This window comes from Micromonospora sp. NPDC049374, assembly GCF_040677165.1.
Classification (GTDB): Bacteria; Actinomycetota; Actinomycetes; order Mycobacteriales; family Micromonosporaceae; genus Micromonospora.
Genome location: NZ_JBFAQH010000009.1, coordinates 40,559 through 66,581 on the forward strand (window position 1 = coordinate 40,559; position 26,023 = coordinate 66,581).

A 26,023-nucleotide genomic window follows, 5' to 3' on the forward strand; every position below is an offset into this window, starting at 1 on the left:
CGCGATGACCCGACCCGCCGGCGTGGGTGTTACTTGATCGCTTCGATCTTGGTCAGGTTGACCCGGTCGAAGAGATCCATCTCGACGTTCTTGACCTTGGTCGAGTGGCCGAAGTTGTTCTGGCCGAACCGTAGCGGTACGACGGGCAGGTCCTCGGCCAGCAGGTCCTCGGCCTCCTGGTACTTCTTGATCGCCTCTTCCTCGCTGGGGGCGCTGGCGCCCTCGGCGAGCAGACGGTCGAAGTCCGGGTTGCTGTAGCCGTAGTAGTTCGACGAGCCGTTGGTGCTGTACAGCGGGCCCAGGTAGTTCTCCATGGACGGGTAGTCCATGATCCAGCCCATCCGGAACAGGCCCACCGGCTGCTTCGCCTTGACCTTCGTCAGCAGGTCGGCGAACTTGGGCTCGGCGCTGCCGACGCAGTCCACGCCCAGGTTGGCCTTGAGCTGGTTGCAGGTGGCGTCGATCCAGTCCTTGTGACCGCCGTCGCCGTTGTAGGACAGGGTGATCTTCGACGGTCCGCCGGCAGTCTGGTAGAGCGCCTTGGCCTTGGCGGGGTCGAACTCGCCCGCGGCACCGACGGTGTTCTCCCGGTAGCCGGCGACGGCCGGGGAGACGAACGCGCGGGCCGGCTGCTGCGAATCCTTGAAGATCGACCGAGTGATCTCCTCGCGGTCGATCGCCATCGAGATGGCCTTGCGCACGTCCGGGTTGCTGAACTCGTCCTGGAAGGTGGGGAACGCCAGGAAGTGCAGCGAGGACGCCGGGCTCTGCAGGAAGCGGTCGCCCAGGTCGGTGCCGGCGGTGGAGAGGTTCTCGGTCGGGATGGTCTTGATCACGTCGAGGTTGTCCGACAGAACGTCCGCGTACGCCGCGGTCAGCTGCTGGTAGATCCGGAACTCGACGCCGGCCACCTTCGGCTGCTCGCCGGGGAAGGCGTCGTACCGCTCGACCTCGACCTTGGCGTCGTGCTGCCAGGTGCCCTTCATCTTGAACGGGCCCTGGCCGATCGGCGCCTGCTCGTAACCCTCAGCCAACTCGCCGGGAGCGCTGAACGCGGCCTCGGGCAGCGGGTAGAAGGCGGTGTAGCCGAGCATCGACTTGAACTCGCTGTACGGCTGCGAGAGCGTGACGGTGAAGGTCAGGTCGTCGACCTGCTTCAGTCCGCTGAGCGTGTCGGCCTTCGGGCTCTCGCCCTGGAGGTCGTCGTAGCCGGCGATCTTCTCGAAGAAGTAGCTGGAGTTCTGCCCGTTCGGCGCGTACGCGCCGTAGTTCCAGGCGTCGATGTAGTTGTCGGCGGTCACCTTCTCGCCGTTGTGGAACGTGTAGCCGTCCTTGAGCTTGACCGTCCAGGTGGTGTTGTCCTCGGACGTGATCGACTCGGCGGCCACCTCGTACGGCTTGTGGGCCTCGTCGTAGTCGACGAGCGGGCTGAACAGGGCGGCGAGCACCTGGGAGCCACTCGTCTCGTTGGTGTTTGTCGGCACCAGGTGCTGCGGCTCGGCGATCTCGATCCGCACGGCCGCGTTGGGGTCGCTCTCGCCGGATCCACCGTCGCCGCCCGAGCCGCAGGCCACCAGGCCCAGGGTCACCGCGAGCGGGAGGGCGGTCCAGGCGGCAAGCCTACGAACGCGCATCTAGCCTCCTCATCTCCATTACGCTGCGCAGTCGGGCCCGGCATTGGGTGACGCTGCGCAACGACCGGCAACGGTAGGTCGTATGCCGCGAATCGGCAACGTAGCGGTTGCGAAGGGGTAACGGAACGCCACCCCCAGCCTTGTCGGGTTGACACCCGCGTGCTACGCGCACTGCCGATACCCCGCCTTGACGTGCGGAGATGTGGCTGGTTGGGGTGCACCAGGGGGGCGCTGGGGTGCCTGGGGTTGCTCGTCATGATCGCCGGATTGCAGGCATTTGTGTCCTGACGTCCTGATTTGCTGTGCTCTGCTGCACAAGATGTTACGCTAAGTGACTAATGACACCTCACGCAAAGTAGTCTGTTCGGCCGATCGGGCGGGTCGTCGAGGTCGGGGGAGCCGGTGGCGGCGGGCGTGAGACGATCTGCTCGTGACGGCGACGCTTATGGACGGCAAGGCGACCGCGGCCGAGATCAAGGACGAGCTGCGGGCGCGGGTCAAGGCGCTTGCGGAACGGGGCACCGTGCCAGGGCTCGGCACGGTGCTGGTCGGGTCCGATCCGGGCTCGCAGGCGTACGTCAACGGCAAGCACCGGGACTGCGCCGAGGTCGGCATCGCCTCCATCCGCCGGGAACTGCCGGCCGACGCCACCCAGGAGCAGGTCGACCAGGTCCTCGCCGAGCTGAACGCCGATCCGGCCTGCCACGGCTACATCGTCCAGCTGCCGTTGCCGGCACACCTGGACACGCAGCGGGTGCTGGAGCTGATCGACCCGGACAAGGACGCCGACGGTCTGCACCCGGTCAACCTGGGTCGGCTGGTGCTCGGCTACGACGCGCCGCTGCCCTGCACTCCGCGCGGCATCGTGGAGCTGCTCCGCCGGCACGACGTGCCGCTGCGCGGCGCCAACGTGGCGGTGGTGGGCCGGGGCAACACCGTCGGGCGCCCCCTGGGGCTGCTGTTGACGCGGCGGAGCGAGAACGCCACCGTCACCCTCTGCCACACCGGCACCCTTGACCTGGCCGGGCACACCCGGGCCGCCGACATCGTGATCGTGGCGGCGGGCGTACCCGGTCTGCTCACCGGGGACATGATCACACCGGGTGCGGTCGTGGTGGACGTGGGCATCACCCGGGTGATCGGCCCCGACGGCAAGGGCCGCTACACCGGCGACGTGGACCCGGAGGTGGCCGAGGTGGCCGGCAAGCTGGTGCCGATGCCCGGCGGGGTCGGGCCGATGACCCGCGCCATGTTGCTCACCAACGTCGTGGAGCGGGCCGAACGCCCATAACCGTCCGCCCCTGGCCCGAACGGTGCCAGGATGGCTGATACGGTCCGGAAAACCGACTGGTATCAGGGAGTGGGACGACCATGGGTAAGAAGGTCACTGTCGTCGGGGCCGGATTCTACGGCTCTACCACCGCGCAGCGCCTGGCCGAGTACGACGTCTTCGACACCGTCGTGATCACCGACATCATCGAGGGTAAGCCCGCGGGCATCGCCCTCGACCTCAACCAGTCGCGTGCTGTGGAGGGCTTCGAGACCAAGGTCGTCGGGGTCACGACCGGCCCGAACGGTGAGGGCTACGAGGGCATCGAGGGCTCGGACGTGGTCGTCATCACCGCCGGCCTGCCGCGTAAGCCCGGGATGAGCCGGATGGACCTGCTGGAGACCAACGCCAAGATCGTCCGCCAGGTCGCCGAGAACGTGGCCAAGTACGCCCCGAACGCCGTCGTCATCGTGGTCTCCAACCCGCTCGACGAGATGACCGCGCTGGCCCAGATCGCCACCCAGTTCCCGCGCAACCGGGTGCTCGGCCAGGCCGGCATGCTGGACACCGCCCGGTTCACCAACTTCGTCGCCGAGGCGTTGCAGGTGCCGGTGAAGTCGGTGAAGACGCTGACCCTGGGTTCGCACGGCGACACCATGGTTCCGGTGCCGTCGCAGAGCAGCGTGAACGGCAAGCCGCTGCGCGAGGTGATGCCGGCCGAGCAGATCGAGGACCTGGTCGTGCGTACCCGCAACGGTGGCGCCGAGGTGGTGGCGCTGCTCAAGACGGGGTCGGCGTACTACGCCCCGTCGGCGGCGGCGGCCCGGATGGCGAAGGCGGTCGCGGAGGACTCCGGCGAGGTCATGCCGGTCTGCGCCTGGGTCGACGGCGAATACGGCATCTCCGGTGTCTACCTGGGTGTCGAGGCCGAAATCGGTGCCCAGGGCGTCAACCGCGTGGTGGAGACCGACCTCGACGCCGACGAGCTGGCCGCGCTCAAGGAGGCCGCCGAGGCCGTCCGCGCCAAGCAGGCCGACGTCGCGTCCATGTGACCGCACCGAGTTGAGTCGATCAAGAGGTTTGCGTCTCGGGAAAGCTGATCCGAGACGCAAACCTCTTGGTCAATGTGGCGGTTGCCCGGCGGGGTGGGCCGGTGGGGTGGTGGGGGTGGCGGCGATCAGGGTGGTCAGGCCGTCCAGGACCCGGGCCAGGCCGAACTCGTACGCGTGGTCGGGGTGGTATGCGGCGTTCTGAGCCGCTCCGGCCGCGGCGCCGACCCGGACGGCGGTCGGGAAGCGTCGCTCGTCGAGCACCTGCGTCAACAGGGGCGCGTTCGCCGTCCACCACTGTTCGTCCGTCCAGGCGCTCTCCTGTTGGGCGGAGCGTGCCTCGGCCGCCGAGCGGGCGGCAGCCCGGACGAAGTCGAGGACATAGGTCAATGCGGCGTCGCGGGTCACGTCGTCCAGCCCGGTGCCGTCGAAGGCGCGCAGTTCGTACTCGTACTTCGTCATCTGACCCGGCCCGAGCGGCGGGCGGCCGGTGGCGACCTCGGCGGCCCAGGGGTGGGCGGTGAAGAGGTCCCGGTTGTCCGTCGCCACTGCCGCCACCCGCGCCCGCCACGGGTCGCCGGAGCGGTCCGGCCTGGGCATGCCGGTGTAGATCGCGTCAAGCATCAGGTCGAGCAGTTCGGCCTTGCCCGGAACGTAGGTGTAGAGGGTCATCGGTGCCACGCCGATGGCCTGGGCGAGCGCTCGCATGGTCACCGCGTCCAGCCCTTCGGCGTCCGCCAACTCGATCGCGGCTGTGACGATGTCGTCCAGGGAGCGGCCCTGGCGGGGGCCACGACGAGGGACATCGTCGGTCTGCCGCCAGAGCAGGCGCAGGGTGTGAGCGGGGTCTCCGCCTCCGGTGCGGTGGTCGGGCACCCTCCGATCTTCGCAGGTCGAATCGCCGTACGCAGTACGTTGTACAATGTACGTAGTTATTGTCTCCGCACAGGGGGTGCGCGTGCACATCACTGCATCGGCGATCTCGCTCAACGTCGAGGACGTGCCGGCCTCGGCCGCGTTCGTCAAGCAGCACTTCGGATTCCAGGAGCAGATGTCGGCCGAGGGCTTCGTCTCGCTGGCCCGGGACGGGGTCGGTTTCAACCTGATCTTTCTGCGTACCGGGTTGGCCAGCCTTCAGCCGGAGAGCCTGCGGACGCAGCGGACCGAGGGTGTGATCGTCGCTTTCGTGGTCGACGACATCGATGCCGAGTACGCCCGGCTCACCGCCGCCGGTGTGCCGATCGCCACTCCGATCCAGACCGAGCCGTGGGGGGAGCGCTTCTTCCAGGTCGCAGACCCCAACGGGGTGATCCTCCAACTCGTGCAGTGGGTGCACGGGCCGGAGGCCGCCGGCTGAACCAGGCGGTCCGCGTGCTGGTGTGCGCTGGGCGCGGTGGGGTATTGCTCCGCCGGGCCCGGCGCACGTCCGTGTCGCCGGCCTGCCGGCGCGGGCCGACCGGTGGGCGCGGCGTTCCTTGTCCGAGCCGATCCAGTACGCTCGTACTGCTTGAGCATGTCCCCTGAGAGGAGCGCCGGCCGATGGCGAAGATCAAGGTAAACAACCCGGTCGTGGAGCTCGACGGCGACGAGATGACCCGGATCATCTGGAAGCAGATCCGGGAGCAGCTGATCCTGCCCTACCTCGACGTCGACCTGCACTACTACGACCTCTCGATCCAGCACCGCGACGCCACCGACGACCAGGTGACCGTCGACGCCGCGAACGCCATCAAGGAGCACGGCGTGGGCGTCAAGTGCGCCACCATCACTCCGGACGAGGCCCGGGTCGAGGAGTTCGGCCTGAAGAAGATGTGGCGGTCGCCGAACGGCACGATCCGCAACATCCTCGGCGGCGTGGTCTTCCGCGAGCCGATCATCATGTCCAACGTGCCGCGGCTGGTCCCCGGCTGGACCAAGCCGATCATCATCGGCCGGCACGCCCACGGCGACCAGTACAAGGCCACCGACTTCGTGGTCCCCGGACCGGGCACGGTGACCATCACCTACACCCCCGCCGACGGCTCCGAGCCGGTCGAGATGGAGGTCGCCAACTTCCCCGGCGGCGGCATCGCGATGGGCATGTACAACTACGACGAGTCGATCCGGGACTTCGCCCGGGCCTCGTTCCGCTACGGCCTGGACCGCAACTACCCGGTCTACATGTCCACCAAGAACACCATCCTCAAGGCGTACGACGGCCGGTTCAAGGACATCTTCGCCGAGGTGTTCGAGAACGAGTTCAAGGCCGAGTTCGACGCCGCCGGCCTCACCTACGAGCACCGGCTCATCGACGACATGGTCGCCGCCGCGCTCAAGTGGGAGGGTGGCTACGTCTGGGCCTGCAAGAACTACGACGGTGACGTGCAGTCCGACACCGTCGCGCAGGGCTTCGGCTCGCTCGGCCTGATGACCTCGGTCCTGCTCTCGCCCGACGGTCGCACCGTCGAGGCCGAGGCCGCCCACGGCACGGTCACCCGGCACTACCGGCAGTGGCAGAAGGGCGAGAAGACCTCGACCAACCCGATCGCCTCGATCTACGCCTGGACCCGTGGCCTGGCCCACCGGGGCAAGCTGGACGGCACCCCGGCGGTCAGCGAGTTCGCCAACACGCTGGAGCAGGTCATCGTCGACACCGTCGAGAGCGGCCAGATGACCAAGGACCTCGCGCTGCTCATCTCGCGGGACGCTCCGTGGCAGACCACCGACGAGTTCATGAACACGCTCGACGAGAACCTGGCTCGCCGCCTCGCTGCCTGAGACCCATTCACCGAACCCGCCGGCCCGAGCGCCGGCGGGTTCGGTGTTTCCGTACCGGAACAGCGGCGTGTCGCGACCGGACGCGCCAGTCGGCGTCACTTCGTCCGGCGCGCCTCGTTGACCCGGGTGGACGAGATGCCAGTCCCGTCCTGGAAGGTTGACCGTCGCCACCGCGCGACGCGCGTGCCCAGCAGCCAGCCTTCCCGGCTGTCGAGTACAGCCAGCCGTCCCTTCCCTGCGGGGGGCCCTGTCCCGGGCCCCCCGCGCCCTGCTGTCCCGTCTCCTGCTGCCCGATGCCGCGCCCGGCGTGGCGACCTGCGAGGGCCGTCCGTCACACCGCGCGTAGCAACTCGGCGGCCCGCTCCGGGGCGATGTCGTTGATGAAGACTCCCATGGCCGACTCCGAGCCGGCCAGGTACTTCAGCTTGTCCGCCGCCCGCCGGACGCTGAACAGTTGCAGGTGCAGATGCCCCAGCTCACGCTCGACGCGAACCGGTGCCTGGTGCCAGGCGGCGATGTAGGGCATGGGACTGTCGAACAGCCCGTCGAAGCGGCGCAGCAGGTCCAGGTAGAGCGGTCCGAACGCGTCGCGTTCCGCGTCGGTCAACGCCGGCAGGTCGGGCACCGCCCGGTGCGGCGCGATGTGCACCTCGAACGGCCACCGGGCGGCTGCCGGGACGTACGCCGTCCAGTGCGGGTTCGTCGCCACCACCCGCTCGCCGGTGGCGCGCTCGGCGGCCAGCACGTCGGCGTAGAGGTTGCTGCCGCCGGTGCGCTCGGCGTGCCGACGGGCCGCGCCCAGCAGCGACCGGGTCCGTGGGGTGACGAACGGGTACGCGTAGATCTGCCCGTGCGGGTGGTGCAGCGTCACCCCGATCTCCACCCCCCGGTTCTCGAAGCAGAAGACCTGCTCGACGCCGGGCAGCCCGCCGAGCACCGTGGTCCGGTCGGCCAGCGCGTCCAGCACGGTACGCACCCGGCGCGGCGGTAGCGCGGCGAACGAGGCGTCGTGATCGTCGGTGAAGCAGACCACCTCACAGCGCCCTTGCCCAGGCCGGGCCGCGGTGAACGGGGTGATCGCGGCCGGTTCCGCCACCACCCGCCCGCTCAGCGCCGGGAACCGGTTCTCGAAGACCGCGACCGCGTACTCCGGGGCCGGGATCTCGCTGAGCCGGTCCGCCGTCGAGGGGCAGAGCGGGCACTGGTCGGCCGGCGGAAGGAAGGTCCGGGTCTGCCGGTGCACCGCCAGCGCCACCCACTCGTCGGTGAGCGGGTCGTAGCGCAGTTGGGAGGCGGGTGGGGGAGGCGGCAACGGGCGCCGGTCCGGCTGGTCCCGGACGGCGTCGTCACGCTCGTCGAAGTAGATCAGTTCGCGGCCGTCGGCCAGGCTGATCGCCGTACGCTTCATCGCAATGTCCCGCCTTCGGTGACCGGCACGACGATCAGCTCGCCGACCCGGTCGGTGAGCAGTCGTCGGGCCTCCGGTGCCAACCGGTCGTCGGTGACCAGCACGTCGGCCGCGCCCAGGTCGGCGATGGCCGAGATGCCGACCGTTCCCCACTTGGTGTGGTCGGCGAGCACCACCAACCGGTCCGCCGCCGCGACCAGTGCCCGGTTCGTCTCGGCCTCGGTCAGATTCGGGGTGGTGAAACCGGTCCGCTCGGTGATTCCGTGCACGCCGAGGAAGAGCAGGTCCAGGTGCAGGGTGCGGACGGCGCCGACGGCCAGTGGCCCGACCAGGGCGTCCGAGGGGGTGCGCACCCCACCGGTCAACACCACCGTCTGGTCGGCGCGGCCCCGCTGGTGCAGGATGTCGGCCACCGGCAGCGAGTTGGTCACCACGGTCAGGGCCGGCACGTCGACCAGTTGCCGGGCCAGTTCGGCGGTGGTGGTGCCGGCGGAGAGCGCGATCGCGGCCCCGGGCCGGACCAGCTTCGCGGCATGCGCCGCGATGGCCGCCTTCTCGGCCTGCTGGCGTACCGACTTCGCCTGGAAGCCCGGCTCGTCGGTGGCGCCGGCTACGGTGGCGCCGCCGTGCACCTTGGCGAGCAGGCCACGCTCATGCAGCAGGTCCAGGTCGCGGCGGATGGTCATGTCGGAGACGCCGAACTCGGCGGCCAACTCGCCGACGCGTACGCCGCCGGTCACGCGGACCCGGTCGAGGATCGCCGCATGGCGCTGCCGCGCGAGCATCGGCCCCTTCCAGACTCCACGTGAGCGAACAGATCCGAACAGAAACAAACACTAGCGGCCAGGAGCGACCACCGGAAGGGAAGGTGCTCCGGTGTCAGAGCGCGGGCAGGCGGGGCTCCACCCAGCCGGTCTCGGTCAGATGGTGCAGGACCCGCTGTACCGCCTCGTCGACGGTGAGATCGGTGGTGTCCAGCACCAGATCCGCGTCGGTCGGCTCCTCGTACGGGTCGTCGATGCCGGTCATCCCGGTGAGCAGCCCCGCCCGGGCCCGGGCGTACAGGCCCTTGCGGTCGCGTTTCTCGCAGACCTCCAGCGGAGTGGCGACGTGCACCAGCACGAACCCCGCGCCCGCCGCCACGGCCATCTCCCGGGCGGTCGCCCGGGCCTGGGCGTACGGGGCGATCGGGCAGCAGATGCCGATCCCGTGGTGCCGGGCGATCTCGGCGGCGACCCACCCGATCCGACGCACGTTGGTGTCCCGGTCGGCCCTGCTGAAGCCCAGCCCGGCGGTCAGCTCGCGACGTACCACGTCGCCGTCGAGCAGCGTGACCGTACGCTCGCCCTCCTCGCGCAGCGCGTCGGCGAGCCCACGGGCGACCGTCGACTTGCCGGAACCGGAGAGCCCGGTCAGGAACACCACCAGGCCGCGGTGCCGCCGGGGCGGTCGGGCCCGGCTCAGCTCCTTCGCCACCGCCGGAGGGGTGTGCCACTCGGGCAGCGGGAAACCCCGGTCCAGCAGGTCTTCGATCTCCGCCTGGCTCAACGCCAGTCGCCGGTTGCGGGGCGGGATGTCATCGCGCCAGCGCCACTGGCCGTCCCGGTTGTCGTAGGCCAGTTCGCGGGGCACCAGCACCCGCAGCCCGGCCCCGGAGAGCATCTCGCCGGTGGAGAGCAGGTGGGTGACGCCGTACGCGGCGGAGACCCTGGCCAGCAGCAGGGCGTCACTGATCTCGTCGCGTCGCCGGGAGAACGGCACGGCGACCAGGGTCGCCGGAGGCATCCGGTCCCGGGCGGCGAACACGCTGCGGACCAGCGCCTCCGGTGGTAGTCCACCGGTGCCGTCCTCGCCCACCGGGATCATGATCAGCAGATGGGCGCTCAGGGTGCGTACGGCGTGCGCGATCTGCGCCAGCTGCGGCCGGTGCAGCGGCCGGTCGGCGACCACCCCGAGCACCCGGCCGGGCGGCAGCAACGCGCGAATCTCCTCAGGCGTACGCCGCAGCCGCTGGAACGGACCGTGAGCGCCGTCGCCCAGCCGGCGCACGGTGCCGCCGACCCCGGCCACCCCGTCGCGGATCGTCCAGGCGTCGGCCACCTCCAGGGCCGCCATCGGTGCGCCCTCGCTGTCGGTGAGCACCAGCGTCCGGCGGCCCGGGTCGGCGAGGTCGAGCTGCTGAACCAACGTCGCGGGCACCTGGAGAGGGACGGCGACCGGCCACGGGGCGTCGTCGACGAGCCGGCCTCGGCGGCTGACCGAGACCAGATCGGCCCGGGTCATGAACCCGGCCAATGGCGCGTACGCACCGATCAACAGCAGCTCGAGATCCGCGAGTTCACCGGGACGCGGCGTGTACGTCGGTGCTTCCCGCAGCACCTCGTCGGGCAGCACCCACCCGTTGCTCATCAGACCCCCAACTCCGGCGACCGGCACACAGTTTCGCAGCCGGTCGCCGATCGGTCGAGAGCGCCACCACGCCCGCCGGGCCACTGCTGTCGACGGCGTCACCTGCCGACCCGCGAACCGGCTGCGTGCAGCGGCGGCAACCGGGCTGGCGGCACCCTGCTGCCGGCCGCTGTGGACCCGCCGCTTCGCGACGTCGTACGCGCCCGACCGCTCAGCCCAGCGCGGCCGCCCCGAACGAGACCGCGAACCGCTTGCACCAGATGGAAACACTTGTCAGGTCCGACAGCTCGACATCGCCCGGGATCGCGTAACCCTGGTCGCCGCGGTTGCCCTTGAGCCGCCCCAACTCGACCCAGCGGCCGTCGTCGAACACGTGCCACCCGTCCCGGCCCTCGATCACCGGCTGGTCGGTCAGCCACACCCGCAGGTCCGGGCCGTTGGAGGTGTCCAGACCGACCAACTCCAGCCGGTGCTGCCCGTCGGCGGTGCGCACGATCCGCGCGCTCCCGGAGGTGTCGTGCTCGTGGCTGATGAAGTCACCGGAGCTGACCAGGGTCGCCGTCGCGGCGTCGGGGCCTGCCGGGGAAGCCGGCGTGGCGGAGTTGGTCGGCTCGGCGGAGTTGGTCGGCGTGGCGGAACTGGTCGGTGCGGCGGAGCTCGCCGGGGTGGCGACCGTGGTCAGCCGCTCGGCCACCTCGGCGTCGGTCAGCAGCTTCCATGGCTGGAACCAGTACAGGCCGAAGGCCGAACCGGCGGCCAGCACGGTGATCGCGATCCACGTCAGCGGGGTACGGAACAGGCGGCGACTGAGCATGTCCCAGTCTGTCGCGGATGATCGCACCGTGTCAGCCGCGCAAATCTTACGAACTGCGAACCGACTTGCCGGGGCGTGGTGGCCGATCTCCCTAGGGGGCGTGGGCGCACCGGTATCAGGGGAAACGGGGGTTGCTTCCGGAGCGCGGCGCATTGTCCGACACCTCTAGGCTGACGACGTGACACTGATCGCAACCGAGTCGTTGACGAAGGTCTACGGCGGCGGGGTCACCGCACTGTCCGATCTGACGGTTGCGGTGGAACCAGGGATCGTCGGTCTGGTCGGCGCCAACGGCGCCGGCAAGTCGACGCTGATCAAGCTGCTGCTCGGCCTGCTCACTCCCACCCGCGGCCGGATACAGGTGCTGGGCCTGGACCCGACCGCCGACACGGCGGCGGTGCGGGCCCGGGTCGGCTACATGCCCGAGCACGACTGCCTGCCGCCCGACCTTTCCGCCGCCGAACTGGTCACCCATCTGGGGCGGATCAGCGGCCTACCGCGCACGGTCGCCCGGGAACGGGCCTCCGAGGCGCTGCGCCACGTGGGCCTGCACGAGGAGCGCCACCGGCCGGTGGGCGGCTACTCCACCGGCATGAAGCAGCGGGTCAAGCTCGCTCAGGCGCTGGTGCACGATCCCGACCTGCTGCTGCTCGACGAGCCCACCAACGGCCTCGACCCGGCCGGCCGGGACGCGATGCTCGCTCTGGTGCAGCGGATCGGCACCGAGTTCGGCATCTCCGTACTGGTCTGCTCGCACCTGCTCGGTGAGGTCGAGCGGATCTGCGACACCCTGGTCGCCATCGAGGGTGGCCGGCTGCTGCGGGCCGACCACATAGCCGCCATGACCTCGGCCACCGACGTGCTCGCGGTCGAGGTCAGCGAGGGCACCGAGGCGCTGGCCGCCCGGCTGGCCGCGCTCGACCTGCCGGTGGGCCGGGAGGGAAGGCTGCTGCTGGTGCCGCTGGCCGACGAGCGCACCTACGACCAGATCCTCGGTGCGGTGGCCGAACTGGACCTACCCCTGCACCGGCTGGACCAGCGCCGGCACCGGGTGGCCGAACTCTTCGCCCGGAGGGAGCACAGCCATGCCTGAGCCGACCGGCGTCATCCACGACATCGGCTACCAGCGCTACACCGGTCCTCGGCTCGGTCGCCGGCACGTCTTCGGCGCGCTGTACCTGCACGGGCTGCGGACCACCTTCGGGTTGGGCCGCAGCGCCAAAGCCAAGATCTTTCCCTGGCTGGTGGTCGGCATCGTGCTGATGGTGGCCGCTGCGGTCACCGCGATCCGCAGCCAGATCGGCGAAGTGATCATGACGTATGCCCAGTTCGCCGACGCGATGAGCTGGCTGGTCATCTTCTTCGTCGCGGTGGCCGCGCCCGAGCTGGTCTCCCGGGACATGCGCAGCGGTGTGCTGCCGCTGTACTTCTCCCGGCCCCTGCCGCACGCCGACTACCCGCTGGCCAAGCTGCTTGCCCTGGTCACCGCGCTCTTCCTGCTGCTCGGCGCGCCGCAACTGCTGATGTTCCTCGGCGGTGCCTTCACCGCCGACGGCATGGGCGCGGTCTGGGACGAACTGCTCGACCTGCTGCCGGGGCTGCTCTACGCCGGACTGTGGGCGGTGGTCTTCGCCTCGGTCGGCCTGCTGATCGCCTCGATGACCGGAAAGCGCGCCTTCGCCGCCGGTGGAATCGTCGCCGTGTTCCTGATGACCACGCCCATCGTCGGCATCCTGTCGGTCCTGCCCTCGCAGGCGGCGAACCAGCTCGCCGGCATCGCCTCGCCGCCCACCCTGGTGCAGGGCGTCGGCCTCTGGACGATGCGCGACCTGCTGGTCACCGAATCCAACAGCGCCGACCTCGACCTCGGGGCCTTCGGCCCGGTGTACGCGCTGGTCGCCGTCGCGCTCGTGGCGGGCTGCGTCGCCCTGCTGCTGGCCCGCTACAAGAAGGTGGCCGCACGATGACCACGACGAGTACCGCCGCACCGGCGGCCACCGCCACCACCAGCACCCTCGACCTCGCCGGGGTCTCCCGCTGGTACGGCAACGTGGTCGCGGTCAACGACGTGAGCATGAGCCTCGGGCCCGGGGTGACCGGGCTGCTCGGTCCCAACGGGGCGGGCAAGACGACCCTGCTGCACATGATGGCCGGCTTCCTCACCCCGTCCCGGGGGCAGGTGACCCTGGACGGCCGGCCCACCTGGCGCAACCCGGAGGTCTACCGCCTACTCGGCCTGGTCAGCGAGCGGGAGGCGGTGCACAGCTTCCTCACCGCCTACGAGTTCGTGCTGGCCACCGCGAAGCTGCACAAGCTGCCGGATCCGCAGGCCGCCGCCCGCCGCGCCATCGACCTGGTGGAGATGGCCGACGCCCAGGACCGCCGCATCGGCACGTACTCCAAGGGCATGCGGCAGCGCACCCGGGTGGCGGCGGCGCTGGTGCACGACCCGCAGGTGCTGCTGCTGGACGAGCCGTTCAACGGCATGGACCCGCGCCAGCGGTTGCACATGATGGAGTTGCTGCACTCCCTCGGCGACGCGGGCCGGACGATCCTGTTCAGCTCGCACATCCTGGAGGAGGTCGAGCAGGTCTCCGGCACGGTCCAGGTGATGGTCGCCGGCCGCCTCGCCGCCTCCGGCGACTTCCGGACCATCCGGCGGCTGATGACCAACCGGCCGCACGTCTTCGCCATCCGCTCCACCGACGACCGGGCGCTGGCCGTCGCGTTGATGGCCGAGACGTCGGTCAGCGGGGTCGAGTTGGGGCGGGACGGCCTGACCGTACGCGCCGGTGACTACGGCGCCTTCACCCGGATGCTGCCGAAGGTCGCCCTGGCCCGGGGCATACGGGTCCAGCAACTGGTGCCCGAGGACGAGTCCCTGGAGAGCGTCTTCTCCTACCTGGTGGAGGCCTGATGTCCACTGTCTCCTGGATCACCGTGCGCGGCCTGTTCGGCCGTCGCCGGTTCCTGCTGCTGCTTCCACTGCCGGTACTGCTGGTGGGGCTGGCCGTGCTCTCCCGAGGGCTCGGGGTGGCACCCGCCGACTGGGGGCCGCCGGTGCTCGTCGGTCTCGGTTTGGCCGTGGTGCTGCCGGTGGTCGCCCTGATCGTCGGCACCGGCGTGCTCGGGGCCGAGATCGATGACGGCACCGTGGTGCACGTGCTCACCACGCCACTGCCACGCTGGCAGATCGTCCTGCCGAAGCTGGCCGTCGCGGCCGGGGCCACCGCGGTCACCGTCGCGGTCCCGCTGTTCGCGGCGGGCCTGCTGGCCGACTCGGTACGTCTCGGCGTGGCACTCGCCGTCGCCGCGTCGGTCGGTGCGCTGGCCTACACCGCGCTGTTCGTGGCGGCCAGCCTGCTCACCCGGCGACCGGTACTGCTCGGTCTGGTCTACGTGCTGATCTGGGAAGGGCTGCTCAGCAACGTGGTCACCGGCACCCGGGTGCTGTCGATCCAGCACTACGTGATCGCCCTGGCCGACCGGCTAGCCCCGACCAACCTGCTCAGCACCACGGTCTCCGTGTCGGTGGCGGCAGTGATGACCTCGCTCATCATCATCGGCGCCACCTTCCTCTCCATCGACCGTCTACGTTCCTTCTCGGTAGCCGGCGAAACCAGCTGACCCACCTGTGGGCGGGCGTCGGGAGGCAGCACTTTCGGGGGAAGTGCTGCCTCCCCGGCTGTTGAGGCGGCACTTCCCCCGATGTCGCACAAGTCTCTCGGTTGCGCGGGGCTTGCGCGTTGCGTGAGGGCTTGCGTGGGTCAGAAGGCGCAGGCGATTACCAGTTCCGGGGTGCGGTCGGGTAGCAGGTCGAGCTTGTTGATGCGGCCGGCGGCGCGCAGGTCGTCGATGACCAGCGTGAGCTGGTCGAGCAGCGCGGCCGGGCCGAGCGCCTCGGCCAGCGGCACCTCCGCCTTCATCGACAGCTTCCGCTCCGACTTGGCCCGGCGGACCTGCCCGAGCGCGTCGCCGGCGAGCCGCAGCAGGTGCGGGTCGCCGTCACCCTGGATCGTCCGACCCACCTCGTACGTGGTCGGCCACGGCGCGCGGTGCACCGAACCGTACCGCCACCACGACCAGACCTCCTCGGTCGCGTACGGCAGTACCGGTGCGAACAGCCGCAACTGCACCGACAGTGCGGTGGCCAGCGCCGCCCGGGCCGAGTCGGCCCCGGCCCCGCTGCCGTAGGCGCGTTCCTTCACCAGCTCGATGTAGTCGTCGCAGAACCGCCAGAAGAACGACTCGGTGGCCTGGAGTGCCGCCGTGTGGTCGTACCCCTCGAAGGCCGTTGTCGCGGTGGCCACCACCTCGGACAGCTCGGCGAGCATGGCGCGGTCGAGTGGCGTGGTCGCGGGTGCCCGCAGCGCGTCGGCGGCGCCCAACCCGAGCGCGAACTTCGACGCGTTTAGCAGCTTGGTGGCCAACCGCCGGCCGATCCGGATCTGGGCCGGGTCGAAGGCCAGGTCGGTGCCGGGTTTGCCGCTGGCCCCCCAGTACCGCACCGCGTCCGAGCCGTGCTGCTCCAGCAGCGCCATCGGGGTCACCACGTTCCCCTTGGACTTCGACATCTTCTTGCGGTCCGGATCGAGGATCCAGCCGGACAGCTCCGCCGTCCGCCAGGGCAGCGCGCCGTGCTCCAGGTGTGACCGGACCACGGTGGCGAACAGCCAGGTGCGGATGATGTCGTGCCCCTGCGGGCGCAGATCCATCGGGAAGACCCGCCGGTACAGATCCGGGTCCCGTTCCCAGCCGCCGACGATCTGCGGGGTCAGCGACGAAGTGGCCCAGGTGTCCAGCACGTCCGGGTCGCCGATGAAACCGCCCGGCACGCCGCGCTGCGACTCGTCGTACCCCGACGGGGCGTCCTCGGACGGGTCGATCGGCAGCGCGGACTCATCCGGCGTGAGAGCCTGGGCCCAGTCCGGTTCGCCAGCGTCGTCGAGCCGGTACCACACCGGCACCGGCACCCCGAAGTAGCGCTGCCGGCTGACCAGCCAGTCGCCGGTGAGGCCGCTCACCCAGTGCTCGTAGCGGTGCCGCATGTGCTCCGGCACCCAGCGCAACTCCCGGCCACGCGCCAGCAGTTCCTCCCGCAGGTCGGTGTCGCGGCCACCGTTGCGCAGATACCACTGCCGGGTCGAGACGATCTCCAGGGGCCGGTCGCCCCGCTCGTAGAACTTCACCGGGTGGCTGATCGGGCGCGGCTCGCCGACCAGGTCATCCGCCTCGGTCAGCTGTTCCACGACCGTTCGTCGGGCGCCGTTCACGGTCTGCCCGGCCAGCGCCGCGTACGGCTGCGGGGGCACACCGGCCGGTGGCTCCGGCAACAGCCGGCCGTCCCGGCCGATCACCACCCGGGTGTCCAGGGCCAGTTCCCGCCACCAGGTCACGTCGGTCAGGTCACCGAAGGTGCAGACCATCGCGATGCCGGTGCCCTTGGCCGGGTCCGCCAGCGGGTGCGCGCGCACCGGCACCTGCACCCCGAACACGGGCGTACGCACAGCCGTGCCGACCAGGTCCGCGTACCGCTCGTCGTCGGGGTGGCAGACCAGCGCGACGCAGGCCGGCAGCAGCTCCGGCCGGGTGGTGTCGATAAGCACCGCCCGCCCGCCGGGCGCGTGGAAGCGCAACCGGTGGTACGCGCCGGGGCGTTCCCGGTCCTCCAGTTCGGCCTGCGCCACGGCGGTGGCGAAACCGACGTCCCAGAGTGTCGGCGCCTCGGCCTGGTACGCCTCACCCCGGGCCAGGTTGCGCAGGAACGCCCGCTGGGAGGCGGCCCGGGCCACCGACCCGATGGTGGTGTACATCAACGACCAGTCCACCGACAGTCCGAGCCGCCGCCACAGTGCCTCGAAGACCTGCTCGTCGGCGACGGTCAACCGTTCGCACAGCTCGATGAAGTTGCGCCGGGAGATCGGGGTCGGGTTCTTCCGGGCGGCGTCGTCCACGGGGTTGGTCGGCGGTGCCCAGTCCGGGTCGTACGGCAGCGAAGGGTCACAGCGCACCCCGTAGACGTTCTGCACCCGGCGCTCGGTGGGCAGGCCGTTGTCGTCCCAGCCGATCGGGTAGAAGACCGTCCGGCCGCGCATCCGCTGGAACCGGGCGATCAGGTCGGTGTGCGTGTACGAGAAGACGTGCCCCATGTGCAGCTCGCCCGATACGGTCGGCGGCGGGGTGTCGATCGCGTATACGTCCGACCGCTGCCTGGTGCGGTCGAACGCGTACGTGCCCTCCTCCTGCCAGCGGCGCGACCAGGTCTCCTCGAGCCCGTCCAGATGAGGACGCTCGGGGACGCCGGTGCGGGCCGTCCTCGCCGTATCAGTCATTCGCCGATCGTAGGCACCGGGACCGTGGTGGGCACGCCATTACCTGATCACGAAAGGGTCAGAGCAGCGAGTCGCGCCACTGACGGTGCAGGTCGGCGTACCGACCGCCGCCGACGATCAGCTCGGCCGGCGGCCCGTCCTCGACGATCCGGCCCCGGTCGAGGACCAGTACCCGGTCGGCGGTCTCCACCGTGGAGAGCCGGTGCGCGATCACCAGCGCGGTCCGGTCCCGCAGGATGCTGCCGAGCGCGTGCTGCACCAGACGTTCGGTCGGTACGTCAAGCGACGAGGTGGCCTCGTCGAGAATCAGCACCGCCGGGTCGGCCAGGAAGGCCCGCGCGAAGGCGACCAACTGGCGCTGCCCGGCGGAGAGCCGGCCACCGCGCCGGTGCACCTGCGTGGCGTACCCGTCGGGCAGCGCCGAGATGAAATCGTGCGCGCCGATCGCCCGGGCGGCGGCCTCGACGGCGTCGTCGTCGGCATCCGGGCGACCGAACCGGATGTTGTCCGCGACGGTGCCGCCGTACAGGTGGGTCTCCTGGGTGACAAGCACCATCGCCCGGCGCAGGTCCGCGTCGGCCACCTCGCGCAGGTCCACACCGCCCAGCGTGACCGTGCCGGTGTCCGGGTCGTGGAACCGGGCGAGCAGCTTGGCGACGGTGGACTTGCCGGCGCCGGTCGGCCCGATCAGGGCCACGGTCTGCCCGGCGGGAATGGTGAGGTCCAGCCCGGTGAGGATCGGCGAGTCCGGTCGGTACCCGAACGACACCGCGTGGAAGCGGACCGCGCCGCGGGCCGGGCCGTCGGGCAGCGGCACGGGCCGGACCGGTTCGGCGACCGCGGGCCGCTCGTCGAGCACCCCGGCGAGCTTCTCCAGCGCCGCCGTGGCCGACTGGAGCGAGTTGTAGAACTGGCTCAGCTCCTGCATCGGCTCGAAGAACCGGCGCAGGTAGAGCAGGAAGGCCGCGAGCACACCGACCCCGGTGTCGCCGCCCAGCACCCGGGCGCCGCCGTAGCAGAGCACCGCCGCGACCGTGACGTTGCCGATCAGCTTGATGCCCGGCGAGTACGTCGCGATCAGATGGAAGGCGTGCCGGCTGGACCGACGGTAGTCGTCGTTGACCGAGTCGAAGATGTGTTGGTTGCGTGCCTGGCGGCGGTACGCCTGAACCGCCCGGATGCCCCGCATCGACTCCACGAAATGAACGATGACAAGCGCCATCGCCTCCCGGGTACGCCGATACGCGGAGGCCGAGGCGCGGGCGAACCAGCGGGACAGCCAGAACAACAGCGGGAAGGCGAGCAGGGTCACCGAGGCCAGCGGCAGGTCCAGCCAGAGCAGGATGCCGGCCACCGAGATGATCGTCAGGGCGGCCATCACCAGGCTCTCCACACCCCCGTCGACCAGCTCGGCGATCGAGTCGATGTCGCTGGTCAGACGCGAGATCATCCGCCCTGACGTGTACCGCTCGTGGAAGGCCACCGGCAGGTGCAGGAAGTGTGCGTACACCCGGCGGCGCAGGTCGAGCAGGACGGCCTGGCCGATGCGGGCGGAGATGGTGAGGAAACCACGCCGGGCCGCGTACTCGATGCCGGTCGCGGCGACGAACGACACGGCCACGGTGATCAGCGGGCCGGGCTCGCCGGCCCGGAGCGGCTCGATCGCCCGGTCGATGCCGAGCATGACCAGGTACGGCCCGGACATGGCCGCGGCGTTCTGGGTCAACAGCAGCGCGACCGCCGTGCCCAGCCGGGCCCGGTGCGGGCGCAGCACGTCCGCCAGCAGCGCCCGGCTGCGGGCCCGGAGCCGGGCCACCGCTGCCGGATCGGTGTCCTCGGCGAGGCTTCGGTCGGCGTTCGGGTCAGGTGCCACCCCCCGCCAGTGGGCCGGATCCGTCCCGGGCGGTGGATCCGGCACGGCCGACGCGGCGGTCACGAGAGCACCAGGGGAGAGCCGCCAGGCGCCGGATCGGTCGACGTCGGTGTTCCGGCGATCGACGCCGCGGCCGGCTCGGCGGAGAGCAGCCCGCGGTACGTGGGCACGCCGGCGAGCAGTTCGGTGTGGGTGCCGACAGCGGTGATCCGGCCGTGTTCCAGCAACGCCACCCGGTCGGCCAGGGCGATGGTGGAGGGACGGTGCACCACCAGCAGCGCGGTGGTGTTCCGCAGCACCCGCTTGAGGGCCGACTCCACCAATGCCTCGGTGTGCACGTCGAGCGCGGAGAGCGGGTCGTCGAGAACGAGTACGGCCGGTCGGATCAGCACCGCCCGGGCCAGGGCGAGTCGTTGCCGCTGGCCGCCGGAGAGCGACAGGCCCTGCTCCCCGAGCCGGGTACGTAGCCCCCACGGCAGGTCGTACGCGAACTCGGCCTGAGCCAGCGCCAGGGCGGACCGGACCTCATCCTCGCCGGCGTCGGGTCGGCCCAGGGTGAGGTTCTCCCACACCGACATGGAGAACAGGGTCGGCTCCTCGAAGGCGACCCCGACCAGGCCGCGCAGTGAAGCCAGCCGCAGGTCGCGCAGGTCGTGCCCGTCCAGGGTGATGCGGCCGGCGCTGACCTCGTGCAGCCGGGGTACCAGGGACAACAGGGTGCTCTTGCCGCTGCCGGTGGCACCGACCACCGCGAGGGTCTCGCCGGGCTCGACGGTGAGATCGAGGCCCCGCAACACTGGGGCGGCGCCACCCGGATAGCGGAATCCCACCCCCTCGAAGCGGAGCCGACCACGCACCGTCGAGCGAGCCAGGGCGACGGCGACCGGAGGGTCCACGATGGTGGGCCGGGTGTCCAGCACCTCCTGGATCCGGTCGGCGGCGGTGGCCGCCTCCTGCCCGTTGGCGATGATCCAGCCCAGCGACTGCACCGGCCAGATCAGCATCAGCTGAAGGCTGACGAAGGCGACGAGCTGACCGATGGTGAGCCGTCCGCCGGCGACCGCGGCGGCACCGGCCACCAGGACCGTGCCCAGGGTCAGGTTCGGCACCAGGTCGAGCAGCGCGGAGGTGCGGGCGAGCAACCTCCCCTTGCCGATTCCGGTGTCGTGCAACGCCTCGGTGCCGGCGGCGAAGCGGGCGGCCAGTTGCGGCCCCCGCCCGTACGCCTTCATCGTGCGTAGGCCCTGCGCGGTCTCCTCGACAAGCGTGGCCACATCGCCCTGCTGGTCCTGCATTCGGCGGGACGCGACGTGGTAGTGCCGGCCGAAGCGGCGGGCGATCAGGAACAGCGGCACCGCGCTGGCGGCCACCAGCAGGCCCAAGGCGGGGTGCAACCGGATCAGCAGCACCACCACGACCAGGTAGGTGACCATGTTGAGAATGAGGAAGAACAGGCCGAAGGAGAGGAACCGGCGCAGCACCGACAGGTCGCTGGTGATCCGGGAGAGCAGTTGGCCGGACGGCCACCGGTCGTGGAAGCTGGCCGACAGCCGTTGCAGGTGGGCGTAGACGTCGGTGCGAATCGCCGCCTCCATCGCCACCGAGGACGACGACTGCACCCACCGGCGGATGAAGATCAGCAGAGCTTCGGTCAGTCCGAGCAGCAGCGCCAGCCCGGCCAGCAGGAACAGGCCGGTCAGGTCACGCCGGGCCACCGGTCCGTCGACCACCTGCTGCGCCACCAGAGGCACGGCGATGCCGGCGCCGGTGGCGGCGAGCCCGGCCAGCATCAGCCAACCGAACTCGAACGCGTGCGGACGCAGGTAGCGGCGGAGCCGCCAGAGGTTGCGCAGGGGATGTCGACGGATCTCGCCCCGGTCGGCTGGGCCGCCGCCGCTCCCCGCAGCCACTACCCGACGGTAGCCGCATCTGGCAGCAACGCCGCTGTCGGCTTGCTGTCAGCTGCGCCGCCGCCCGCCGCCCGCCGCCCGCCGCCTTCGCCGTCTGCCGCCTCCGCCGCTCTCCGTCGTCCCCGCCGTTCGCCGTACTGCCCCTTCCCCTCGCCGTTGCTCCGCTTCTTGTGGTCCTGCTCCGGCTGGGCGCCATCATTCTCCGGCTGGTTTCTGACGCTGCGTGTGCGTCACGGTTCGCCGCCCTACTACTCCTCGCCTTTGCTCTGCTTCAACCCACGCAACGGTTACCCTCCGCGTTGGATGGCAGCTTCGTGATCGATTCGCTGCCGGTGCGTCGGCGCTGCTCAGCGGCCTGTTGCGTGGAGTGAAGCAGAGCAAAGCGCGCGAGTGGGGCACCTTCGGTCGGCGGGCGACCCGCGGGCGTTGTTGCACACCGTGATGGTTACCGACTGTGCGTTACGGGCTAGCCGAGTCGTTCGTGGTCGAGGAGCCAGCGTTTCACCGGCAGCCCCCAGCGGTAGCCGCCGAGCGTGCCGTCGGTACGCAGCACCCGGTGGCAGGGAACGAAAAGCGCGGCGGCATTGCGGGCGCAGGCCGCGGCGGCGGCCCGTACCGCGGTGGGACGGCCGGCCAGCGCGGCGTACTCGGTGTAGGTGACCGCTGCGCCTGGTTTGACGTTGCGCAACACCTGCCAGGCATGTGACATGAACGCCCCGCCGGTGTGCTGCTCGACCGGAACGTCGTCGATCGCGGCCAGGTCGCCGTCGAGGTAATTGGCGACGGCTGCGGTGACTGGGCCCACTTCCGGCCGGTGTCGCAGCTCGCCGCGCAGGCTCGGGTGCACGAGCGGCAGCAGGTTCGCCGGGGCCGCGGTGAACCCCGACGCCCGTACCGCGCCGTCTGGACCAACGAGAACGGCGAACGGCCCGGCGGGGGTGTCGACGACCGTGCTGTCGATCATGCTGCTGGTGGTGTTCATACTGCTCATGCGGCTCTCCAGGGTGGGATTGATGCTGCCCTGCCCGAGCGAACCCAGGCTGGGTCGGGCGGGCGGACTCGGGCGGAGCCGGCGGCCGGGCTCACGCCGATCGCCAGAGACGGATCACGGCGTACGACCGCCAGGGGCGCCAGCGGACGGCGTACTCGTCGAGGGTCTTGGGGTTGTCGGTGAGGCCGAGGGCGGCGGCGCCCCGACGTAGCGCGAGGTCGGTGGGGAGGAACGTGTCGGGGTCGCCGAGCGCGCGCATGGCCAGGTAGCCGGCGGTCCATGCGCCGATGCCGGGAATCGCGGTCAGCCGCCGTACCGTCTCCTCCCGGTCGCCACCCGACTCCAGGTCAAGCTCACCGGCCGCGACCGCCCGCGCCACCGCCCGGATCGTCTCGCGCCGCCCCACCGGCATCCGAAACCCCGAATCCGCCACCCCGAGCACCTCCTCCGCAGTGGCGAACCCGTGCAGCGCCCCACCCCGCGACCCCTCCCGCTGATCAAGAACTTTGCGTCGACCGGAAGCGTTTTCCGAGACCAGAACTTCTTGATCAACGGTGCTGGTGTGGGCGAGGAGATGGGTGAGGGTGGTGCGGGCGGAGGCTAGGGAGACCTGCTGGGTGGCGATGGCGCGGACGGCCATCTCGAAGCCGTCCACCGCGCGGGGGACGCGTACCCCGGGCTCGGCCGCCACCATCGCGGCCAGCGCGGGGTCGGCGGCGAGCGTCTGGTCGACGGCGACCGGATCCGCGTCCAGGTCGAACAGACGCCGGCACCGGGCCACGGCGGGAGCCAGGTCGCGCACGTCGGTCAGGCGCAGTGTCGCCGCCACGTAACCGACCGTCGGGGTCAGCGTGGCCTCGCCGGGGCCGTGCGGCAACCGCAACCCCCGTCGGTACGCCCCGTCGACCACCTCGTCGACTCCGGGCAGCGTGCGACGGGCGAGGAAGTCGAGCAGCACGGCGGCGTGCAGCGGCGGCCGGTACGCCAGCCGCAGGGTGAGCGTGCCCGCACCACCGACGGCCGTGCCGTTTCCGCTACGCAACTGCGACGGCGGTGCGCCGTAGACCGCGCGTACGGTGTCGTTGAACTGCCGGACGCTGCCGAACCCGGCGGCGAACGCGATCTCGGCCAGCCCCAGCCCGGTCGTCTCGATCAGGGTCCGGGCGGTCTGCGCGCGCTGAGCCCGGGCCAGTGCCAGCGGCCCCGCGCCGAGTTCCGCCCGCAGCATCCGGTGCAGGTGCCGCTCGGTGTATCCGAGCCGGGCGGCCAGCCCCGGTACCCCGTCGCGGTCGACCACGCCGTCGGCGATCAGTCGCATCGCCCGACCCACCACGTCAGCCCGTACGTCCCATTGGGGTGAGCCCGGTGAGGCGTCCGGGCGGCAGCGACGGCAGGCGCGCAGCCCGGCCCGCTGGGCCGCCGCCGACGACGGGAAGAAACGCACGTTACGCCGCTTCGGGGTCATCGCCGGACAGGACGGCCGGCAGTAGATTCCAGTCGAGGTGACGCCGGTGTAGAACCAGCCGTCGAACCGCTGGTCACGGCTGTCGACGGCCCGGTAACACCGTTCGAAGTCCAGTTCCACGTAACCGATGATGCGCCTGCTCCCACCCACCCGGCTCGCGGAATTCGGACCACACCCTCCACCTCGCCGATCATGTACTTGTGGCACCCGGATGGGTGGGTAATGACCGGTTTGCCGTGTGCCACCACTGCATGATCGCGGCAGGGCAGCACAACCGGGGGAGGGGAACTGTCGGTTGTGGTGGGTAGCGTGCGGCCACCAACTCCAGAAGGGTGCGGCAATGGTTAGCGTGGCGGGTCGGGCGGCGTCGGGACACGAGCACCCACCACTCGACCCGGCAGTGGTCCAGCGCTTCTATCGCCGGATGCGCGCCGTAGCTCCGGCCGCGGTCGGGGCCATCGAGCGGGACCGCGCCGATGATCCGGGTCGCGCCTTCGGTGACACCGCCTGCGGCCGGCTGGTCGGCTCGCTCGACCAGGACGGGGTGCGCGCGCTCGGGATGTGGGTGCACCACTGGTGCATGCGCTTCTATGACGACGACACCCGCGCCGCGCTGCGGCTGCTCCGGGAGATCGCCGCCCGACCTGCCCTTGGGTGGACGGCCGACGAGGTCCACTGGATGCTCGGTGAGTCGCAGCACGCAGCGCCCGCCGCCAACGCCCGTTTCACGCTGCCGCTGGCCGCCGCGGCCGGGCTCGCCCCCGGTGCCCTGCGGATCGACCTGCTGGTGCCGCGCCAAGCGGCACCGCAGCACGACCGGTGACGCCAGCCTGGCCCGCCACACGCTGACGGCGGGTCGGGCCTACCTGCCGACGGCCGAGCGGTACCGGCGTAAGCTGGCTCGTCGTGAGTCTCACCATCGGCATCGTCGGCCTGCCCAACGTCGGCAAGAGCACCCTGTTCAACGCGTTGACCAAGAACGACGTGCTCGCCGCGAACTACCCGTTCGCGACCATCGAGCCCAACGTCGGTGTGGTCGGGCTGCCGGACGAGCGGCTGCACAAGCTCGCCGAGATCTTCAGCTCGCAGAAGGTGATCCCCGCCCCGGTGTCGTTCGTCGACATCGCCGGCCTGGTGCGCGGCGCCTCGAAGGGTCAGGGGCGGGGCAACGCGTTCCTGGCCAACATCCGGGACGCCGCGGCGATCTGTCAGGTGGTGCGGGCATTCTCCGACCCGAACGTGGTGCACGTCGACGGCAAGGTCTCACCGGCCGACGACATCGAGACGATCAACACCGAGCTGATCCTGGCCGACCTTCAGACGCTGGAGAAGGCGCTGCCCCGGCTGGAGAAGGAGGCCAAGCTCCGCAAGGACCGGGCCGCCGCGGTGGAGGCCGCGCGTCGGGCCGTCGATGTTCTGGATGGCGGCACCACCCTCTACGCGGGTGCGGCGGCGGCCAACATCGAGCTGGAGCATCTGCGTGAGCTGCACCTGCTCACCACCAAGCCGTTCCTCTACGTCTTCAACGTCGATGAGGCCGAGCTGAACAATGCCGAGTTCCTCGACGAACTTCGGGCGCTGGTTGCTCCCGCCGAGGCCGTCTTCATGGACGCCAAGATCGAGTCCGAGCTGGTGGACCTGCCCGAGGAGGAGGCCAGGGAGCTGCTGGAGTCGATCGGGCAGGCTGAGCCGGGGCTGGACCAACTCGTCCGGGTGGGGTTCCGCACGCTCGGCCTTCAGACGTACCTCACCGCCGGCCCCAAGGAGGCGCGGGCCTGGACCGTGCCGATCGGCGCGACCGCACCGGAGGCCGCCGGGGTGATCCACTCCGACTTCCAGCGCGGCTTCATCAAGGCCGAGGTGGTCTCCTACGCCGACCTGGTCGGGGCCGGTTCGATGGCGGCGGCGAAGGCGGCGGGCAAGGTCCGCATCGAGGGCAAGGAGTACGTCATGCAGGACGGCGACGTCGTCGAGTTCCGCTTCAACGTGTAGGCGTTTGTCGATGGCGAGGCTCGTCGAACGGCACTCCCTGAATCGACCGGTTGTGTTCTGCGCGGAGTAACTCGGATCGTGTAGCGTGACGCGGTCATCGACGGATATCCACGGGGGTT

Annotated in this window: 21 protein-coding genes; 10 read left to right on the forward strand and 11 right to left on the reverse strand. The window is 70.7% G+C overall.

The features are described from left to right. Positions 1 to 29 precede the first annotated feature (29 nt). On the reverse strand, positions 30 to 1,634 hold the full coding sequence (locus tag AB0J93_RS16500; RefSeq protein ID WP_363922614.1) for an ABC transporter substrate-binding protein: 1,605 nt from the start codon (positions 1,632 to 1,634) through the stop codon (positions 30 to 32). A gap of 430 nt (positions 1,635 to 2,064) precedes the next feature. Here AB0J93_RS16500 and AB0J93_RS16505 point away from each other — a divergent pair, with 430 nt between their 5' ends. Both AB0J93_RS16505 and AB0J93_RS16510 read left to right on the forward strand, forming a co-directional pair. Continuing rightward, positions 2,065 to 2,925: a bifunctional methylenetetrahydrofolate dehydrogenase/methenyltetrahydrofolate cyclohydrolase gene (locus AB0J93_RS16505; RefSeq protein ID WP_363922616.1), complete on the forward strand. Its 861-nt coding sequence runs from the start codon at positions 2,065 to 2,067 to the stop codon at positions 2,923 to 2,925. 80 nt (positions 2,926 to 3,005) lie between these two features. Then, the gene (locus AB0J93_RS16510; protein ID WP_363922618.1) at positions 3,006 to 3,956 is read left to right on the forward strand and encodes a malate dehydrogenase; all 951 of its coding nucleotides are present in this window, start codon (positions 3,006 to 3,008) and stop codon (positions 3,954 to 3,956) included. Positions 3,957 to 4,025: 69 nt separating this feature from the next. Here AB0J93_RS16510 and AB0J93_RS16515 read toward each other — a convergent pair whose 3' ends face one another. Next, the gene (locus AB0J93_RS16515) at positions 4,026 to 4,829 is read right to left on the reverse strand and encodes a TetR/AcrR family transcriptional regulator (protein ID WP_363922620.1); all 804 of its coding nucleotides are present in this window, start codon (positions 4,827 to 4,829) and stop codon (positions 4,026 to 4,028) included. A gap of 82 nt (positions 4,830 to 4,911) precedes the next feature. Between AB0J93_RS16515 and AB0J93_RS16520 the strand changes: the two genes are divergently transcribed. Both AB0J93_RS16520 and AB0J93_RS16525 read left to right on the forward strand, forming a co-directional pair. Next, on the forward strand, positions 4,912 to 5,310 hold the full coding sequence (locus AB0J93_RS16520) for a VOC family protein (protein ID WP_363922622.1): 399 nt from the start codon (positions 4,912 to 4,914) through the stop codon (positions 5,308 to 5,310). 182 nt (positions 5,311 to 5,492) lie between these two features. Then, positions 5,493 to 6,710: an NADP-dependent isocitrate dehydrogenase gene (locus AB0J93_RS16525; RefSeq protein ID WP_363922624.1), complete on the forward strand. Its 1,218-nt coding sequence runs from the start codon at positions 5,493 to 5,495 to the stop codon at positions 6,708 to 6,710. Between the two features lie 331 nt (positions 6,711 to 7,041). Here AB0J93_RS16525 and galT read toward each other — a convergent pair whose 3' ends face one another. The 4 genes from galT to AB0J93_RS16545 all read right to left on the reverse strand — a co-directional run bounded on the left by galT (position 7,042) and on the right by AB0J93_RS16545 (position 11,341). Continuing rightward, on the reverse strand, positions 7,042 to 8,118 hold the full coding sequence (gene galT, locus AB0J93_RS16530; RefSeq protein WP_363922626.1) for a galactose-1-phosphate uridylyltransferase: 1,077 nt from the start codon (positions 8,116 to 8,118) through the stop codon (positions 7,042 to 7,044). Continuing rightward, positions 8,115 to 8,903, reverse strand: a complete 789-nt coding sequence (locus AB0J93_RS16535) for a DeoR/GlpR family DNA-binding transcription regulator (RefSeq protein WP_363922628.1) — start codon at positions 8,901 to 8,903, stop codon at positions 8,115 to 8,117. Before AB0J93_RS16535 ends, galT begins: the two co-directional genes overlap by 4 nt. A gap of 94 nt (positions 8,904 to 8,997) precedes the next feature. Then, entirely contained in the window at positions 8,998 to 10,527 is a 1,530-nt protein-coding gene (gene cysC, locus AB0J93_RS16540) for an adenylyl-sulfate kinase (protein WP_363922630.1), read from the reverse strand. 211 nt (positions 10,528 to 10,738) lie between these two features. Beyond that, a complete protein-coding gene (locus AB0J93_RS16545; RefSeq protein ID WP_363922632.1) occupies positions 10,739 to 11,341 on the reverse strand; it encodes a DM13 domain-containing protein in 603 nt (200 codons plus the stop codon). 178 nt (positions 11,342 to 11,519) lie between these two features. Here AB0J93_RS16545 and AB0J93_RS16550 point away from each other — a divergent pair, with 178 nt between their 5' ends. From AB0J93_RS16550 to AB0J93_RS16565, 4 genes are read left to right on the forward strand one after another with little or no spacing between them, the layout of a single operon-like run. Further along, positions 11,520 to 12,434 carry an ABC transporter ATP-binding protein gene (locus tag AB0J93_RS16550; protein ID WP_363922634.1) on the forward strand — a complete coding sequence of 305 codons (915 nt, stop codon included), beginning with the start codon at positions 11,520 to 11,522 and terminating at the stop codon, positions 12,432 to 12,434. Then, positions 12,427 to 13,308, forward strand: coding sequence for an ABC transporter permease (locus tag AB0J93_RS16555; RefSeq protein WP_363922636.1), 882 nt, complete (start codon positions 12,427 to 12,429; stop codon positions 13,306 to 13,308). The genes AB0J93_RS16550 and AB0J93_RS16555 overlap by 8 nt, the downstream gene beginning before the upstream one ends. Beyond that, positions 13,305 to 14,258 carry an ABC transporter ATP-binding protein gene (locus AB0J93_RS16560; RefSeq protein ID WP_363922638.1) on the forward strand — a complete coding sequence of 318 codons (954 nt, stop codon included), beginning with the start codon at positions 13,305 to 13,307 and terminating at the stop codon, positions 14,256 to 14,258. The genes AB0J93_RS16555 and AB0J93_RS16560 overlap by 4 nt, the downstream gene beginning before the upstream one ends. Continuing rightward, the gene (locus AB0J93_RS16565) at positions 14,258 to 14,968 is read left to right on the forward strand and encodes an ABC transporter permease subunit (protein ID WP_363922640.1); all 711 of its coding nucleotides are present in this window, start codon (positions 14,258 to 14,260) and stop codon (positions 14,966 to 14,968) included. Before AB0J93_RS16560 ends, AB0J93_RS16565 begins: the two co-directional genes overlap by 1 nt. A gap of 140 nt (positions 14,969 to 15,108) precedes the next feature. Here the strand turns inward: AB0J93_RS16565 and valS are convergent, their stop codons facing one another. The 5 genes from valS to AB0J93_RS16590 all read right to left on the reverse strand — a co-directional run bounded on the left by valS (position 15,109) and on the right by AB0J93_RS16590 (position 24,032). Further along, on the reverse strand, positions 15,109 to 17,673 hold the full coding sequence (gene valS, locus AB0J93_RS16570) for a valine--tRNA ligase (protein WP_363922642.1): 2,565 nt from the start codon (positions 17,671 to 17,673) through the stop codon (positions 15,109 to 15,111). 58 nt (positions 17,674 to 17,731) lie between these two features. Continuing rightward, positions 17,732 to 19,609 carry an ABC transporter ATP-binding protein gene (locus AB0J93_RS16575; protein WP_363922644.1) on the reverse strand — a complete coding sequence of 626 codons (1,878 nt, stop codon included), beginning with the start codon at positions 19,607 to 19,609 and terminating at the stop codon, positions 17,732 to 17,734. Next, positions 19,606 to 21,336 (reverse strand): ABC transporter ATP-binding protein, encoded by a 1,731-nt coding sequence (locus tag AB0J93_RS16580; protein ID WP_363922975.1) that lies wholly within the window; start codon positions 21,334 to 21,336, stop codon positions 19,606 to 19,608. Before AB0J93_RS16580 ends, AB0J93_RS16575 begins: the two co-directional genes overlap by 4 nt. A gap of 586 nt (positions 21,337 to 21,922) precedes the next feature. Continuing rightward, the gene (locus AB0J93_RS16585) at positions 21,923 to 22,438 is read right to left on the reverse strand and encodes a methylated-DNA--[protein]-cysteine S-methyltransferase (protein ID WP_363922977.1); all 516 of its coding nucleotides are present in this window, start codon (positions 22,436 to 22,438) and stop codon (positions 21,923 to 21,925) included. A 100-nt stretch (positions 22,439 to 22,538) separates the two neighbouring features. Beyond that, positions 22,539 to 24,032 carry an AlkA N-terminal domain-containing protein gene (locus AB0J93_RS16590; protein ID WP_363922646.1) on the reverse strand — a complete coding sequence of 498 codons (1,494 nt, stop codon included), beginning with the start codon at positions 24,030 to 24,032 and terminating at the stop codon, positions 22,539 to 22,541. Between the two features lie 220 nt (positions 24,033 to 24,252). Here AB0J93_RS16590 and AB0J93_RS16595 point away from each other — a divergent pair, with 220 nt between their 5' ends. Together AB0J93_RS16595 and ychF are read left to right on the forward strand one after the other, a co-directional pair. Then, the gene (locus AB0J93_RS16595; RefSeq protein ID WP_363922648.1) at positions 24,253 to 24,735 is read left to right on the forward strand and encodes a hypothetical protein; all 483 of its coding nucleotides are present in this window, start codon (positions 24,253 to 24,255) and stop codon (positions 24,733 to 24,735) included. Positions 24,736 to 24,818: 83 nt separating this feature from the next. Further along, on the forward strand, positions 24,819 to 25,904 hold the full coding sequence (gene ychF, locus AB0J93_RS16600; RefSeq protein ID WP_363922650.1) for a redox-regulated ATPase YchF: 1,086 nt from the start codon (positions 24,819 to 24,821) through the stop codon (positions 25,902 to 25,904). The last annotated feature ends 119 nt before the right edge of the window (positions 25,905 to 26,023 follow it).

Coding starts and splice junctions, on each gene's coding strand:
- AB0J93_RS16555 (WP_363922636.1), top strand. CDS start 12,427: ATGCCTGAGCCGACCGGCGTCATCCACGACATCGGCTACCAGCGCTAC.
- AB0J93_RS16545 (WP_363922632.1), bottom strand. CDS start 11,341: ATGCTCAGTCGCCGCCTGTTCCGTACCCCGCTGACGTGGATCGCGATC.
- AB0J93_RS16535 (WP_363922628.1), bottom strand. CDS start 8,903: ATGCTCGCGCGGCAGCGCCATGCGGCGATCCTCGACCGGGTCCGCGTG.
- AB0J93_RS16510 (WP_363922618.1), top strand. CDS start 3,006: ATGGGTAAGAAGGTCACTGTCGTCGGGGCCGGATTCTACGGCTCTACC.
- AB0J93_RS16565 (WP_363922640.1), top strand. CDS start 14,258: ATGTCCACTGTCTCCTGGATCACCGTGCGCGGCCTGTTCGGCCGTCGC.
- AB0J93_RS16580 (WP_363922975.1), bottom strand. CDS start 21,336: ATGCTGGCCGGGCTCGCCGCCACCGGCGCCGGCATCGCCGTGCCTCTG.
- AB0J93_RS16500 (WP_363922614.1), bottom strand. CDS start 1,634: ATGCGCGTTCGTAGGCTTGCCGCCTGGACCGCCCTCCCGCTCGCGGTG.
- valS (WP_363922642.1), bottom strand. CDS start 17,673: ATGACTGATACGGCGAGGACGGCCCGCACCGGCGTCCCCGAGCGTCCT.
- galT (WP_363922626.1), bottom strand. CDS start 8,118: ATGAAGCGTACGGCGATCAGCCTGGCCGACGGCCGCGAACTGATCTAC.
- AB0J93_RS16585 (WP_363922977.1), bottom strand. CDS start 22,438: ATGAACACCACCAGCAGCATGATCGACAGCACGGTCGTCGACACCCCC.
- cysC (WP_363922630.1), bottom strand. CDS start 10,527: ATGAGCAACGGGTGGGTGCTGCCCGACGAGGTGCTGCGGGAAGCACCG.
- AB0J93_RS16525 (WP_363922624.1), top strand. CDS start 5,493: ATGGCGAAGATCAAGGTAAACAACCCGGTCGTGGAGCTCGACGGCGAC.
- AB0J93_RS16560 (WP_363922638.1), top strand. CDS start 13,305: ATGACCACGACGAGTACCGCCGCACCGGCGGCCACCGCCACCACCAGC.
- AB0J93_RS16595 (WP_363922648.1), top strand. CDS start 24,253: ATGGTTAGCGTGGCGGGTCGGGCGGCGTCGGGACACGAGCACCCACCA.